General features: G+C 70.9%; 10 protein-coding genes. 7 read left to right on the forward strand and 3 right to left on the reverse strand.

Annotation, left to right across the window (positions count from 1 at the left end):
* Positions 1-13: 13 nt before the first annotated feature.
* Together LN652_RS21275 and LN652_RS21280 are read right to left on the reverse strand one after the other, a co-directional pair.
* Positions 14-1624, reverse strand: coding sequence for an AbgT family transporter (locus tag LN652_RS21275; protein ID WP_230442570.1), 1611 nt, complete (start codon positions 1622-1624; stop codon positions 14-16).
* Positions 1624-2988 carry a M20 family metallopeptidase gene (locus tag LN652_RS21280; protein WP_230442571.1) on the reverse strand — a complete coding sequence of 455 codons (1365 nt, stop codon included), beginning with the start codon at positions 2986-2988 and terminating at the stop codon, positions 1624-1626. Before LN652_RS21280 ends, LN652_RS21275 begins: the two co-directional genes overlap by 1 nt.
* Positions 2989-3122: 134 nt before the next feature.
* On the opposite strand from LN652_RS21280, the gene glnA reads away from it, so the two are divergent.
* From glnA to LN652_RS21315, 7 genes are all read left to right on the forward strand, one after another.
* Positions 3123-4469, forward strand: coding sequence for a type I glutamate--ammonia ligase (gene glnA, locus LN652_RS21285; RefSeq protein ID WP_230442572.1), 1347 nt, complete (start codon positions 3123-3125; stop codon positions 4467-4469).
* Between the two features lie 34 nt (positions 4470-4503).
* Complete coding sequence (locus tag LN652_RS21290; RefSeq protein WP_230442573.1) at positions 4504-5391, forward strand: hypothetical protein; 888 nt, start codon at positions 4504-4506, stop codon at positions 5389-5391.
* Entirely contained in the window at positions 5388-6104 is a 717-nt protein-coding gene (locus tag LN652_RS21295) for a type 1 glutamine amidotransferase (RefSeq protein ID WP_230442574.1), read from the forward strand. The genes LN652_RS21290 and LN652_RS21295 overlap by 4 nt, the downstream gene beginning before the upstream one ends.
* Complete coding sequence (locus LN652_RS21300; protein ID WP_230442575.1) at positions 6101-9079, forward strand: bifunctional [glutamine synthetase] adenylyltransferase/[glutamine synthetase]-adenylyl-L-tyrosine phosphorylase; 2979 nt, start codon at positions 6101-6103, stop codon at positions 9077-9079. Before LN652_RS21295 ends, LN652_RS21300 begins: the two co-directional genes overlap by 4 nt.
* Before the next feature lie 43 nt (positions 9080-9122).
* Positions 9123-9770, forward strand: a complete 648-nt coding sequence (locus tag LN652_RS21305) for a SatD family protein (RefSeq protein WP_230442576.1) — start codon at positions 9123-9125, stop codon at positions 9768-9770.
* 16 nt (positions 9771-9786) lie between these two features.
* Entirely contained in the window at positions 9787-10515 is a 729-nt protein-coding gene (locus tag LN652_RS21310) for a hypothetical protein (RefSeq protein WP_230442577.1), read from the forward strand.
* A 154-nt stretch (positions 10516-10669) separates the two neighbouring features.
* The gene (locus tag LN652_RS21315; protein WP_230442578.1) at positions 10670-11728 is read left to right on the forward strand and encodes a hypothetical protein; all 1059 of its coding nucleotides are present in this window, start codon (positions 10670-10672) and stop codon (positions 11726-11728) included.
* 304 nt (positions 11729-12032) lie between these two features.
* Here LN652_RS21315 and LN652_RS21320 read toward each other — a convergent pair whose 3' ends face one another.
* A complete protein-coding gene (locus tag LN652_RS21320; RefSeq protein ID WP_230442579.1) occupies positions 12033-15794 on the reverse strand; it encodes a DUF4365 domain-containing protein in 3762 nt (1253 codons plus the stop codon).
* Positions 15795-15820 lie beyond the last annotated feature (26 nt).

A 15820-nucleotide genomic window follows, 5' to 3' on the forward strand; every position in this document is an offset into this window, starting at 1 on the left:
CCCGGCGCCGACGTCACGGGATCCGGATCCCCACCCCCGGACCCACGTCGGCGCCGGTGAGGTAGAAGACGGTCAGCACCGCGACCCACGAGATCCAGAACGGCACGACGAACGGCAGCATCCTCGAGATCACCGTCCCGAGACCGGCCTCCGGCTCGTAGCGCTTGAGCATCACCAGGAAGATCCAGATGTAGGGGTTCATCGGCGTGACGACCTGGGTGGCGGAGTCGCCGACCCGGAAGGCGGCCTGGACGAAGCCGGGCTCGTAGCCCAGCAGCGCGAAGAGCGGCACGAACACCGCGCCGACCAGCGTCCACATCGACGAGCCGCTGACGATGAACAGGTTGAGCACCGACGCCAGCAGGATGAAGCCGATGATCGCGGGGTAGCCGGTCAGCCCGATCGACTCCAGTCCGTCGGCGCCGGCGACGGCGAGGGCCGAGCCGACGTTGCTCCAGTTGAACAGCGCGATGAACTGGCCGAGCATGAACGCCAGCACGATGAAGGACGACATGTCCTTGATGCCCAGGCCCATCACCTTCGGCACGTCGGCCGCCTCGCGCAGGGAGCCGCTGACGAAGCCGTAGGCCAGCGCGGGCGCGAGGAACAGCACGAACACGACGAAGACGGTCGAGTCGAGCAGCGGCGACTCGGGCAGGAAACCGCCGTCGTCGTTGCGCCACGGCGACCCGCCGGGCAGCACCGCCGCCAGGACGACGGCGGCGGTGACGAGGAACACCACGCCGGCCACGCGCAGGCCGCGCCGCTCGGCCGGGTCGAGGTCGGGGGAGAGGTCGGTCGGGGCGGCGCGCAGCGCGGCGGCGACCTCCTCGTCGTCGGAGCGGGTGTCGAGGACCGCGGCGTCGTCGGCCTCGACCATGTCGACCGGCGCGTCCTCGCGGACCAGGCGCGGCTCGACGACCTTGTCGATGACCAGCCCGGCGACGAGGGCGAGCACGACCGAGGAGGCGATGTTGAACCACAGGTTCGACACCGGCGTCACGGTCGCGCCGGCGTCCGGGAGCCCCGCGGTCACCGAGTTGGTGATGCCGGCGAAGAGGGCGTCGAGGCTGGTGACGAGCATCGACGTCGAGTAGCCGGCGCCGACCGCGGCGAAGCCGCCGACGAGTCCGGCCAGCGGGTGCCGGCCGGCCGCCTTGAACACCATCGCCGCGAGCGGCGGGACGACGATGAAGGCGGCGTCGGCCATGACGGAGGCGTTGACGCCGACGAGTCCGACGGCGTACGGCAGCAGCCAGCGCGGGGCGGACCCCAGGCTGGCGCGGATGGCGGCGGACAGCAGGCCGGTGCGCTCGGCGACGGTCACCGCGAGCAGGATCGTCACGACCGTGACCAGCGGCGGGAAGCCGATGAAGTTGGCGCCGAGGTTGACCGTCAGCCAGCTCAGCCCCTCGCCGGTGAAGAGCCCGCGCACGGCGGTCTCCTCGTCGGCGCCGGGGATCTGCACGGACGTGCCGGCCAGCTGCAGGCCGGTCGACACGACGCCGACGAGCAGGAACAGGCCCAGGAACAGCAGGAACGGGTCCGGGAGCCGGTTGCCGACGCGCTCGACGGCGGCGAGCGCCCGGTCGGTGCGGGTCGTGGTGGAGGCGGCGGCGCCCATCACGCCTCCCCGAAGTAGGACGGCACGTCGACCGCGCCGCCGGCGGCCTCGAAGTCGGCGGCCGCGGCGGCCCGCAGGTCGGGGTCGCTCAGCCAGTCGGCGCTCACCGCGGCGAGCGCCCAGGCGGAGTCGACGACGACGCGGTCGGCCTCCTCGCTGACGGCGGCTTCGGCGAACTCGCGGGTGTGCAGCGACAGGTCGTCGTCGGTGATCCGGACCATCGCGTGCACGCCCGGCACCCGGTAGGACACGTTGCCGAAGTCGGTCGACCCGGCGAACATCCGCGGCACCACGTCCGGCGGCAGCACCGTCCGGCCGCGCTCGCCGTAGCGCGTGGTCCACGAGGCGGCCAGCGGGCCGTTGCTGCGCACCGGGAGGTAGGGCGGCGCCTCGTCCCAGGACAGCTCGACCCCGCAGCCGGTCATCAGCGCCGCCCCGCGGGCGATGTCGGCGAGCCGGTCGCTGAGCACGGCCAGGCTCTCGGGGTGCTCGCTGCGCAGGTAGAACAGCATCTCGGCGTGCTCGGGGATCACGTTGGGGCGCTCGCCACCGGCGGTGACGACGCCGTGCACCCGGTCGGTCGCCGGCATCTGCTGGCGGTGCAGGCCGACGCCGGTGTACATCAGGTTGACCGCGTCGAGGGCGTTGCGGCCCATGAACGGCTGGGCCGAGGCGTGCGAGGTGATGCCGGTGAACGTCGCGCGCAGCTGGCGGCGGCCGAGGAACAGCGGCTCGGCGATGTCGAAGGTGAACGGGTGCACCATCAGCGCGGCGTCGACGCCGTCGAGGGCGCCGTGACCGGCCATGATCTCCTTGCCGCCACCGCCCTCCTCCGCGGGCGTGCCGAGCCACACCACGCGGCCGGGCAGCCGGTCGCGGACCGCCGCCAGCGCGAGGAACGCGCCGAGGCCGGCGGTCGCGATCACGTTGTGGCCGCAGCCGTGGCCGATGCCGGGAAGCGCGTCGTACTCCGAGAGCACCGCGATGGTGGGTCCGTCCGGGTCGCCGACCTCGGCGCGCAGACCCGTGGCCAGGCCGTGGGCCTCGCGGACCACGTCGACCCCGCGGGACTCGACGAGGTCGGCGAGTGCGGCCGCGGACCGGTGCTCCTCGAAGGCGACCTCCGGGTGCGCGGACAGGTCGTGGCTGGCCGCCAGCAGCGTCGGGGCGAGGTCGTCGACGGCCGCGCGCAGCGCGTCGAGGAGGCCGGGGTCGGCGCCGGCGGCGGTCGACTCCGTCGCGCGGGCGGTGCGTGCCCGGCGTCGCGTCTCCTCGGCCAGGTGGCCGAGCAGGAACGGGTCCGGCGGCGTCGGCGCGGAGGTGTCGGCGGAGGTCCGGCTGGGCAGGTGGTGGGGGTCGTTCATCGTGCAGCATCCCTTTCCCGTGTGAGCGGGCCCGAGTGGGGCGGCTGGTCCGGCGACGCTAGCACCGAGGGTGCGGCGCGCCCGCGCCTCGGCCGCGCGGCGGGACCGGGACGTACGGCCCCTAGGCTGGGCCCATGGGCAAGCAAGAGGACTTCGTACTCCGCGCGCTCGAGGAGCGTGACGTCCGCTTCGTGCGGCTGTGGTTCACCGACGTGCTCGGGTTCCTCAAGAGCGTCAGCGTCGCTCCCGCGGAGCTCGAGAACGCCTTCGACGAGGGGATCGGCTTCGACGGCTCGGCGATCGAGGGCTTCGCGCGGGTCTACGAGTCCGACATGCTCGCCCACCCCGACGCCTCGACGTTCCAGATCCTGCCCTGGCGCACCGGCGACGACGGCTGGCCCGCCACCGCGCGGATGTTCTGCGACATCCGGATGCCCGACGGCAGCCCGTCCTACGCCGACCCGCGCCACGTCCTCAAGCGCACGCTGAGCAAGGCGGCCGACAGGGGCTTCACCTTCTACACCCACCCCGAGATCGAGTTCTACCTCTTCAAGGACATGCCCGGCGCCGGCGAGGAGCCGCAGCCGGTCGACCGCAGCGGCTTCTTCGACCACACCGCGCAGTCGCGCGGCGCGGACTTCCGCCGCGAGGCGATCACGATGCTCGAGGCGATGGGCATCTCCGTGGAGTTCAGCCACCACGAGGGCGGCCCGGGCCAGCAGGAGATCGACCTGCGCTACGCCGACGCCCTCACGACCGCGGACAACATCATGTCGTTCCGCACGGTGATCCGGGAGGTCGCGCTCGGCCACGGCATCTGGGCCTCCTTCATGCCCAAGCCCTACACGACCCACCCGGGCTCGGGCATGCACACGCACGTCTCGCTCTTCGAGGGCGACCGCAACGCCTTCTTCGAGGCCGGCGCGGAGTACCAGCTGTCGCGGACGGGACGCCAGTTCATCGCCGGCATCCTGCGCCACGCCAGCGAGATCAGCGTGGTGACCAACCAGTTCGTGAACTCCTACAAGCGCCTCCTCGGCGGCGGCGAGGCCCCGTCGGGCGTGTGCTGGGGCCACAACAACCGCTCCGCGATGGTGCGCGTCCCGATGTACAAGCCCAACAAGGGGCAGTCGACGCGCGTCGAGCTGCGCACGATCGACCCGGCCTGCAACCCCTACCTCGCCTTCGCGGTGGTCCTGGCCGCCGGCATGAAGGGCATCGAGGAGGGCTACGAGCTGCCGCGCGAGGCCGAGGACGACGTCTGGTCGCTCACCGAGCGCGAGCGCAGGGCACTCGGCATCACGCCCCTGCCGCGCAGCCTCTGGGACGCGATCGGGATCGCGGAGGACTCCGAGCTGCTGGCCGAGACGCTGGGCGAGCACGTCTTCGACTACTTCCTGCGCAACAAGCGCGCCGAGTGGGAGGAATACCGCACCCAGGTCTCCTCCTTCGAGCGCGACCGCATGCTGCCGGTGCTCTGAACCGGCCGGTCGGGTCGGTGGACGAGGGGGTGCGGTGAGCGTGGCGGTGCTGCGTGGCTGGCTGACCTGGGCTGCGGGCTGGACGCTCGGCGCGGAGGCGGTGATGTGGCTGGCGATCGCGCTCGACGCGTGGGAGGAGCGCACGGAGCAGTCCTACGAGCCGATGAGCGTCGCGTCGTGGCTGCCCGGTCTGTCCTACGCCTGCACGGCGGCGATCCTCGGTGGACTGGTCCTGCTCGCCCTCGGTCGGCGACGCGAGGTCCTGCGTCGCCCGGGGCTGCTGCTGGGCGCCCTCGGCCTGGTGGGTGCGGCCCTCGGGTTCGCTGGCTGGCCCGAGCACGACCCCCGCGAGTGGTACGTCGCCCTCAGCGCCCTCGGCGCCGCCTGCGCGCTGGCGGCCGCGCTGCTGCCCGGCAGCCGTCCGGCGCCCCGGGCGACCGGACGCGCGCTGGTGCTGCCCGGTGCCGCGCTCGTCGCGAGCGCGGGATTCCTGGCGTGGACGGGCGTGCGGGGCGGGTCCTACTGGCAGTGGTCCGGGGAGGACGCCGTGAGCTACGAGATCGCGCTCGCGGCCGCAGTCGTCCTCGCCGCCCTCGGGCTGACGCTCGGACGCTGGTCGGAGCTGCGCGGCCGGCTGCTGCGGTGGTCGCTGGTGGTCGTCGGCGTGCTCGGCGGGCTCTACGGCCTGGCCGGGATCATCGTCCTCCTCTCGATGGAGGGAGTGCTGTACCGCTTCGAGGAGGACGAGTCGCCGTGGTCCTTCGGCCTCCACCTGCTCCTCGTCGGCACCGGGCTCGCTGCTGCCGGGGTGGCGGCGCTGCGACGTCGCGGTGACCTGGTGGCGTGGTCGCTCGCCTCGGCGACCGGGTTCGGCCTGCTCGCGCTGTGGCAGGAGTCGACCTGGGGGAGCGTGATGGGGTGAGCACGCGCGTCCTCGTCGTCGAGCACCAGGCGTCCTGCCCGCCCCACCTCGTCGGGCGCTGGCTCGAGGGGGCCGGGTGCGTCCTCGAGGTGTGCCGGCCCTACGCGGGCGACCCGCTGCCCGCGCCGACGGCGTACGACGCCGTGCTGGTGCTGGGCGGCGACATGGGTGCCGACGACGACCACCTGCACGCGTGGCTGGGTCCGCTGAAGGAGCGGCTGCGCGAGGCGGTCGCGGCGGGCACGCCGGTGCTGGGCGTCTGCCTGGGCCACCAGCTGCTCGCCGTCGCGCTCGGCGGCGAGGTCGCCCGCAACCCGCGGGGCCAGACCGTCGGTCTCCAGCCGGTGGGCTGGAGCGCCGCGGCGGCCGACGACCCGTGGGTCGCGGGGCGCACCGGCGACGAGGTGGCGATCCACTGGAACAACGACGTCGTGGTGGCGATGCCCGACGGCGGGGTGGTGCTGGCCCGCACCCCCGGCGGCGAGGTGCAGGTCGCCCGCTTCGGCGAGCGTGCGTGGGGCGTGCAGGCCCACCCCGAGGTCGACGCCGCCGTGGTGGCCGGGTGGGCCGCGGACGACCGCGACGACCTGGTCGCGCTGGGCCTCGACGAGGCCGCGGTGCTCGCCGCGGTCGAGGAGGCCGAGGCCCGCCTCGAGCAGCACTGGCGACCGCTCGTCGAGCGGTTCGCCTCGATCGCGGGAGCGACCCGGTGACCTCCAGCGGCGCGTTCGTGCGCAAGGGCTTCGCGGACGGTGCCGCCGCGGCCGCGGGCATCGCGGCGCTGGGCTCCGCCGGCCGCCCGCTCACCGACGTGCTGGCCGCCACGGCCGACCCCGACGCCGCGCTCGCCGAGCTGCTGCGCCTCGTCGAGGCGCTGGACGACCGGGCCGAGGGTGCCGGGCGGTCGATGCTGGCCGAGGTCGCCGACGACGAGGGCACCGCGATGCGGCTGTGCTGCGTGCTGGGCGCGAGCGCCGCGCTGGCCCAGCACCTCGTGCGGCACCCCGACCACTGGCGCGAGCTCACCGACCCGACCCTCGGCAGCACCCGCCCGGCGGCCTACGCGGTGCGCGCGGCGATGCTCGCCGCGGTCGGCGCCGACACCACTGCGGCCGAGCCGGTCGCCACGCTCCCGGACGCCGAGGCCGTCGACGCGCTGCGGGTGGAGTACCGCCGGATCCTGCTGCGCCTCGCCGCGCGCGACCTGGCCCACCACGTCGGCGTCGACGACGCGGCGGCCGAGCTGTCCGACCTCGCCGGCGCGACGCTCGAGGCGGCGCTCGCGGTGGCCCGCGCGCGGGTCGGGGAGCAGGCCCACGCCGCGCGGCTCGCGGTGATCGCGATGGGCAAGTGCGGCGGCCACGAGCTCAACTACGTCTCCGACGTCGACGTCGTCTTCGTCCACGAGCCCGCCGACGACGCCGACGACGGGACGGCGCTCCGGGTCGCGACCCAGCTCGCCTCCCACCTGATGCGGATCTGCTCCGACCACACCCGCGAGGGCGCCATCTGGCCGGTCGACGCCAACCTGCGTCCCGAGGGGAGCCAGGGGCCGCTGGTCCGCACGCTGGCCAGCCACCGCGGCTACTACGAGAAGTGGGCCAAGACCTGGGAGTTCCAGGCGCTGCTCAAGGCGCGCCCGGTCGCCGGGGACCTCGCCCTCGGGCAGGCCTACGTCGAGATGATCGAGCCGATGGTGTGGACCGCGGCCGAGCGCGACGGCTTCGTGGCCGACGTGCAGGCGATGCGGCGCCGCGTCGTCGAGCACATCCCCGCGCACGAGGCGGAGCGCCAGATCAAGCTCGGGTCGGGCGGGCTGCGCGACGTCGAGTTTGCCGTCCAGCTGCTCCAGCTCGTGCACGGGCGCGCCGACCCGACGCTGCGCGACGGGGCGACGCTGAGCGCCCTCGCCCGGCTGACCCGCGGCGGCTACGTCGGCCGCGAGGACGGCGAGAAGCTGCACGACGCGTACGCGTTCCTGCGCACCCTCGAGCACCGGGTGCAGCTGCACCAGCTGCGCCGCACCCACGTGCTGCCCGACGACGAGGCGTCGCTGCGCCGGCTCGGTCGCTCGCTCGGGCTGTACTCCGAGCCGGTCACCCAGCTCGACAAGCAGTGGCGCCACCACCGCCGCGAGGTGCGGCGGCTGCACGAGAAGCTGTTCTACCGCCCGCTGCTCGGCGCCGTCGCCCGCCTGGCCGGCTCCGAGGCGCGGCTCTCGCTCGAGGCGGCCGAGGCCCGGCTCGCCGCGCTCGGCTACGCCGACCCGAAGGCGGCGCTGCGCCACCTCGAGGCGCTGACGAGCGGGGTCTCGCGCACCTCCGACATCCAGCGCACCCTGCTGCCGGTCCTGCTGGAGTGGTTCGCCGACGCCCCCGACCCGGACGCCGGGCTCTTCGGCTTCCGCCGGATCAGCGAGAGCCTGGGGCGCTCGCCGTGGTACCTCACGATGCTGCGCGACGAGGGCGAGGTCGCCCAGCGGCTCGCCCACGTCCTCGGCACCTCGCGCTACGCCACCGACCTGCTCGAGCGCGAGCCGCAGGGCGTGAAGATGCTGGGGGAGTCGCTCGTGCCGCTCAGCGCCGAGGCGGCGCTCGCGGAGATGCAGGCGCTGGTCGAGCGGGCCGACTCGGCCGAGGCGGCGGTCGGCGCGGTGCGCGCCGTGCGCCGGCGCGAGCTGCTGCGGATCGCCACCGGCGAGCTGGTCGCCGGCACCGACGTGGCGCTCGTCGGGCAGGGGCTGAGCCGGCTCACCGACGCGACCCTTCAGGCGACCCTCGACATCGCGGCCGAGGCGGTCCGTCGCCAGCGCGGCCTGGATGCCGCGCCGAGCGCGATCGCGGTCGTCGCGATGGGCCGCTACGGCGGCTTCGAGCTGTCCTACGGCAGCGACGCCGACGTGATGTTCGTCCACGACCCGGTCGACGGGGTCGAGCCCCAGGTCGCGTCGTCCTACGCCACGGCCGTCGTCGCCGAGCTGCGCCGGCTGCTGTCGCTGCCCGCCAGCGACCCGCCGCTCGAGGTCGACCCCGATCTGCGGCCCGAGGGCAAGAACGGGCCGATGGTGCGGACCGTGGAGTCCTACGCCGCCTACTACGCCAAGTGGTCGCACGTGTGGGAGTTCCAGGCCCTGCTGCGCGCCGACGCGGTGGTCGGCGACGAGGCGCTGCGGCAGCGCTTCACCGAGCTCGTCGACCCGCTGCGGTTCCCCGCGGGCGGCATCAGCGAGGCCGACGTCGTCGAGGTGCGCCGGATCAAGGCCCGGGTCGACGACGAGCGGCTGCCGCGCGGCGCCGACCGGCACACCCACCTCAAGCTGGGCCGCGGCGGACTGGCCGACGTCGAGTGGACCGTGCAGCTGCTGCAGATGCGGCACGCCGGCGCGGTCGAGGCGCTGCGCACGCCCCAGACGTTGCCGGCGCTCGAGGCGGCCGCCGCGGCGGGGCTGGTCGGGGAGGACGACGCGGCGACGCTCGCCGAGGCGTGGCGGCTGGTCAGCCGGGTGCGCAACGCCGTCACGCTCGTCCGGGGGCGACCGGCCGACCAGCTGCCGCGCGACGCCCGGGAGCGCGCCGCGGTCGCGCGGGTGCTCGGCTACCCCCAGGGCGCGTCCGACCAGATGGTCAACGACTACCTGCGCACCACCCGCCGGGCCCACGCGGTGGTCGAACGCGTGTTCTGGGAGTGAAGTCCCTTGCTTCATCCGACCCAGAAGAAGGTATGATCTTCAGATGAGCGAGATGAAGCCCAAGCCTTCAGTCACCGTGATCGGTGATCTGGTGGGCTCGCGCCGCAGCGCCGACCGTGCCGCCGTGCACGACCGGTTCGCGCGGGCGGTCGCCGAGGTCAACGCGTCCTTCGCGCCCCCGGTGCCGCTCCGGATCGGGGTCGGGGACGAGTTCCAGGGCATCTTCGCCACCCTCGGTGACGCGGTCGCCGCGACCCTGCGGCTGCGGCTGGCGCTGCTGCCGGACGTCGACGTGCGCCAGGGCATCGGCTGGGGCAGCGTGCTCGTGCTCGCCGAGGAGCCGCGCGTCGAGGACGGCCCCGGCTGGTGGGCCGCGCGGTCGGCGATCGACGCCGCCGAGGACTACGGGCGCCGCGCGCCGCTGCGGGGGGTCCGCACGGCGTACGCGGCGGCCGAGGGCGAGCACGGGCCCGCGCCGGCGCTGGTCAACGCGGCGCTGATGACCCGCGACCAGATCGTCTCCGGCCTGTCGCCGCGCTCGATGTCGGTGCTGGATGGTCTGCTGAGGGGCAGGCTGCAGCAGGAGATCGCCGACGACCTCGGCATCAGCCCGTCCGCGGTGTCGCAGCGGGTGCGGGCCGACGGCATGGGCGTCGTGCTGGCCGCCGACGACCTGGTGCGCGGACTGTGACGGAAGGAGGGGTGCGATGAGCTGGCTCGGGATCCTGCTGATCGGCTTCGCGGTGACCGACCTGACCCACTCGGTGCGCCGCACGCGGCTCCTGCCGGGGTGCGTCGGCGGGCTGGTGGCGCTCGGTGTCGGCCTGCTCGCCGGCCTGACGTCCGGCCGCGACGTGGCCGCGCTGCTGCTGGTCGCGGCGGTCGTGGTGCTGTGGGACCTGACCGTCACCTGGGGCTTCGGCCACCCGGGACCGGCATGGCTCCCGCTGACCCTGTTCGTGCTGGCTGTCGGCGGCGCCGTGGCCTGCTCCGGCCTCGCCCCCGAGGCCGCCGGGCCGCTCGGACGCTGGCTCGACGACGTCACCGTGCCCGCCCTCGCCGGCGTCTCGCCCGACCGCTTCCTGCTGGTGCTCGGCGGCTTCGGCGTCCAGCTCTCCACCGGCAACGTCCTGGTCCGGCTGGTGCTGAAGACCACCGGCACGATCAACCCCCGCGCGGACGGCGCCATGCCGCCCACCCAGCTCAAGGGCGGCCGGCTGCTCGGCCCGCTCGAGCGGGTCTTCATCCTCGCGCTGGCGCTGGGCGGGCAGGTCACCGCGGCGTCAATCGTGGTCGCGGCGAAGGGCCTGCTCCGCTTCCCCGAGCTGTCGTCGCGCCACGAGCAGCAGACCGTCCACGAGATGACGGAGTACTTCCTGCTCGGGTCGTTCGTCTCCTGGCTGGTCGCGCTGGGGTCATACGTGCTGCTGGCCTGAGCGGACGCTGCACCTCGCCCACTATGACGCGGGTTCTCCGGCCGTAGCGGTCTCCGGTCGCGGGGGTCAGCGAGGCCCAACGTGAATACCGACTTTGCTGCGCGTTCAACGTCCGGGAGCATGGGCACCCTGACCACCATCTGGAGAACGCCCGATGAGCACTACCCGCCTGACCCTCACCGCTGGCGAAGAGCTGCGGCTCACCCAGGTCATGGGCGACATCCAAGAGGCCGCGGCCGCCTACTACGCCGAGACCGCCTCACGTAGCGACCTCGGACGCCCCGTCCGCAACTGGCTCAGTAGCGTTCAAACGCTTAACGACCTCCTCGCCAACGAACTCGGTGACAAGACGACCTACACGTCGCTCTTCGGGACCAGCCCGACGCCTGGCGCGGCACTCATCAACGCCGTCAAGTACGCCCGCAACGCCGACCAGCACGTCATGCAGATCGTCGCGCCTCCCAAAGCAAACAGCCTCGTCGGCGGACTCCACGGCCTCCGGGTCTACGCGCTCTGGGAACCTATCCCGCGGGCCGTGCACGACAAGCTCCACGGCCGGACACAGAAGCTCCAGCCCGCGTACGTAGCGAACCTCGAAGGTCAAGAAGTCACCGGCACCATGCTTGCGGTCCTGCGGTTTTTCGCTGACCTCGCGCCCCAGATCGTTCACCGTGACCAGCGCGGAGAGTGGACCGGGTTCCCGTTGAAGCCCCAGCCCGCAGTACTTGCCAACATCCACCCTGACGAGCCGGTCGACGACGTTGAGGCAGCAAACCTGTGGCTCAACAACCGCCTCCCGAACGGCGACGCACGCGTCGTCTGCGGCCAGGTCACGAAGGATGGCGCCATCTACCTCGTCGGGTTCACTTTCGCCGACCAGCTCGCGTTCTCCCCGTTCATCGAGACGACCGACCAGGTCGAGCGCGACATCGCCGCAGGGTTCCCCTACCTGGTGGGTGACCTCGCGGCCAATGTCACGCAGGTCAAAGACAAGTTCCCCGGCGCAGAAGGGGTCCTGCACAGCGCCAACGACGTAGCCACCTGGGCTACGCCAGTGACTCAGACCCGGTATGACAAGGACTGGCTCTCAGTCAACGACCTCGACTGGTGGGGCCACTCGGTCAACATCGAGCACCCCGGCGTCGTCCCGGACTCCATCGCCTACGAACAGCGGCGCGCTTTCCGACTCAACGCCCATGCGCCGGCACGCTGACGAGCCGTCACCGACGCCCTCGGCCTCGGCGTCCCGATACGAACGCTCAGTTCCTCGCTAGACACTCCGCCCCACGAACCACCGAGCACTACGACCGTTCCCGCGGAAACCTCGACCGCCACGGCGTCCACTCTCTCACCGCCTACTTCGCTGGGGTCTAGGCGAGAGGGAGCGGCAGCTGTGCCGCGAAGGCGCATGCAAAACGCCCAGAACGGGCGTGTCCTGAGCTCGCCACTAGGCGGCATATCGATTTCGTGAATCTTGGCTGTACGTGACTGCCCCACCGCAGATCCGAACTTCTTCTTTACGCGAGACGACTGTCGGAGTCCCGATCGTCCGCCGACAGATCAACCTCCTCGAGTATGGCCAGCACCCGGCGTACTAGGTCTGGCGCATCGTCAACGGCGCCGCCTTCGGCCAGTAGAGCAGCAGCGCTGGGGAGGCCGCCCGCGGGATCAGGCACACCGAGCTCGGTAGCGACTTGCCGGGCACGGCGGAGAGAGTCGGCGCGTTCCTCATCGGTCGGCTCGCCACCGAAGGCCACGAGCGCCAGAATCGCCAGTAGTGATGCAGCGGCTTCGGGCTCGCGGTTGGACGCAGCACCGTACATGGCTGCGGATTGCCAGCCCATGAGCGTCTCTTCAGCCTGTTCTCGCGCGCCCGCGTAGATCGCCATGAGGAGAGTGAGCGCATTGTCGGTCCAGATCCAGAAGGACCCACGTGACAGCGCAACGGCGGCAGAGGACATTGGGTTCCACGATTCGTCGGCGGCGAGCGTGTAAACCGTTTCAGCGGGGAGCGGAAGATCGACTATGTGGTCGGCGGCCAGTTCCCTGAGCCAATCGAGACCAGTCTTGACGGCTTGGTCGATTGCGTCGTGGTCGTGACCGGCTGCCCGAAGGGCAGTGTCTCGCAGGGCGTCGAGGAGCGCCGGGGTACCGAACGCAATCACTCCTACTGCTCGGGCGGCACGTCGGAGTCCAAGGTCGTCACTCCACAGGGTCAGGCCTTCGTCCTCGGCCAGCTGAATGGGGTCGATCCACACCGAGTGCATGTCGTCGTCATGGAGGTCGGCGTAGACGGTGGGCTTGCCCGGCGAGCGAACACTGAGGCGGTCGATGTACTCGCTCACGGCCTCCGACCGCCGGAGGAGACGCATGAACTCGTCGTCGGTCAGTTCTGTGATGACGACCCGGCCACGCGTCTCGTCCCAGTGCATGCTGCCTGGGCTGCCAGCCATCCCACGGACGTCATCACGAAAGCGGTGAAGGTCCAGCATGGTTGCTGGTGCTGAGCGTATAGCGAGGAATCGACCGGTAATCGTGTCCGGCCTGCTCAGCGCTGCCAGCGTGATGATAGTTGCCGAGTCAACAATGACGGACTTGTTCAGCGCGCTAGCGGCCGCGTCGACCTCAAGTTGATGCTCGTCGTCGTGCTGACTGGCAGCCAATCTGGCTCCGAGGGCGCGTTGGGCTTCGAGAGTGGCTGTGCTGCGATTGACGACTCGTGCCAAGAGCCCCACAGGGACTCGACCCTGACGTACGAGCTCCGCGACCTCCTTCTTCACTTCGTCGGCTTCGGCCGCCTCTTTCAGCTGCACCATCATCCGGTCGAGAAGATCGGTCTCGTCCTCACCTTGAAGGATCCGAAGGCCCGTTGCGTCGCCATGACGGGCTATCAGTTCCTGGATTAGTTCGAACGCTTGCTTGTGAAGCTCGCCGGGGACGGCGTCCTGTGCGGCGAGCCGTCTCTGCTTGAGGTCATCGTCTTCGTCGGGGTTACCGACGCCGTGGGTTCGAGTCACGATCGCGGTCACAAGGGCGGTTGATAGACGAGCATCGTCGATGAATCGCTGTGCTAGCGCGAAGGCCTCGAACGCGGTGCGCTCATCCCAGACGCTTGCGTTGTTTGCGTTCGTCCAGAGGTAGGCATCTTGGCGGTTGCGTACAGGGGGGCTGTGCTTCCTGAGGCTGTCAGCGGCCCGAGCGATTCGCGCTTGATTCACCTGACAGGCGACCAGGTTCCAGACGAGCGTCGGACTCGGGTAGGCGTGGAGACCGATCGCCTGGTCAAAGTAGGACTCTGCGAGCGCCCAGTCCTCGCTCTGGCCGGCGCACTGGCCGAGGAACTCGAACATCTCCGCCCTGTCGACCTCCCGGATGTCGTTGACGGCGACAGCCACCTTGGCGACTTCCGAAGCCGCTAAGTAGTCATCTGCCCCGATCAGGGCTCGGGCTTGGTGCATCAGATAGTCAGGGGCCTTGGTCCGCTCGAACAGCGTCTTGGCTTGCTCGGCTGCTTCGCCGTAGCGCTTTGCCAGTCTCAGGTTCCCGAGCAGGTACTCCGCCGCGATCCTGTCGGACAGCGCGAGTTCTCGAAGCGCGGGGAGCGACGCATCGATGCCGTGACTCGGGATGGTGACGATCGCTTCGCACAGGCGGAGGAGCGATGCAGGTAGGACCCCTGACTCGACGTGGGGGCGAAGCCGTTCGATGACGTTGACGCCGTCGGCGCACAGTTCCAGACAGTGTTGCCCGATCTCGCTGAAGTCGCGCGCTGTCTCGGCGGTACTGAGAGCCGCCATGCGAAGGGCGGTTTCCTCGTCGCGCTCCAGGGCCAACGCGCCGCACCTGACCTTCGCCAACTGGTCGTCCGGTTCGTCTCCGAGAAGTTCGAGAGCTTGATGCAGTGCGTCGGAGTCGCCGAGCCGGTTGGCGGCGTAGGCTGCCAGACGTACGGACTTGGCGTCGATGTCGGCTGTGCCGCTGTCGCCAGCCGGTGGTGGCAACGCCACGCGCATGGCCGCCTTGTAGTCTCCCGCCATTTCAAGCGCACGGACGAGCCCCGCGCGGATGCTGTCGACTTTCCCTGCCCATCGGACTCGTTGGTCCAAGGCCTGTTCAAGCACGTTGACGCAGCGGCTCAGGTCCTTCGACGCGGCGCCGCCAAGGACCCAGCGACCTTGGAGACTGTCCGCTGTCATCACCATCGTTTCGCTCGACAGCGGATCCAACCTCAAGGCGGCCTCGCCATGGTGCACCGCGTCGTCGAATCGTTCTTCCATTCGCGCGTGTACGCACAACAGCCGCTGCGCAGGCGCGCTGCCTTCGACCTCAGGGCCGCCTTGGAGCAGAAGAGAGTCGACCGTCCAATGTCCTCGGTCGTTGGTGCCGGCGACAACGGTGCGACCCACAGCGCGGAGTACCTGCTCACCAGGCATGTCCTCAGCTCGGCGAACGAGATCGTTCGCAGCGGCAGCGTCGTCGAAGTAGCGATGTGTCGCTGCAGCCACAAGCGAACGGACTCTGCTGTCTCCTCCGTTGGCGTCTGCTGACAACTCGAAAGCATCAGCCGCCAGCGACGTGAGACCGTGCTCGCTGCAGTACTGACCGACGATGCCCCACGCCCAGCCTGCGTTGTCTGTGATCCACCGGGGTTGGGCACTTAGGAGGGAGGTAGCCGTCCCTGCGGCGTTCTTGCGCCCCTCCGCCAGATGCATCGCCAGGAGAGCTGCGTCCGGGCGTTCCTTGGCCGGACGCTCACGGAGGCGCACCGCGACACCTGGCGGGATTCCCTGCAGGGAAAGTTCGAACACATCGAGAGCGCGGCGTTCGTGCCCAGCGGCTAGGTCGTCCCAGACTGATCCGGCCATGTCCACTGTCTGGTTCGCCGGTACTTCCACGCGGTACTTGGTCCGCGCTTTAGTGATCGTCGAGGCACTGATGCGCTGCCAGTACACCCGGTCCAACTCGGGGTGGTACATGGCGACGATGACAGGGAGCGCGTGGTTGAGCCAAAGGTTCCGTTCGCGTTCGCTGAACGAGAACCACCAACCCGCGGGCGTCTTGGACCGGAACCACGACTTCCCGCTCTTGATCTGAACGGCGATTAGACGACCGGTTGTCTCCTCATGGGAATTGCGACCATTTCGCGAAACCCAATTGACTTTTTCGATCTGGGCATCGATGCCTTGGTCGCTTTCGTGCTGGCGGCGAACCTTCCACCCGAGTCTCAACGCGGCGCGCGTGAATTCCGCGACACCGAGTTCGCCCATCTGATCACTCATCGACCGTCACGCTTCCCGCTGTTCTG

Origin of the sequence: Nocardioides okcheonensis, assembly GCF_020991065.1 — a bacterium.
GTDB classification, from domain to species: Bacteria; Actinomycetota; Actinomycetes; order Propionibacteriales; family Nocardioidaceae; genus Nocardioides; species Nocardioides okcheonensis.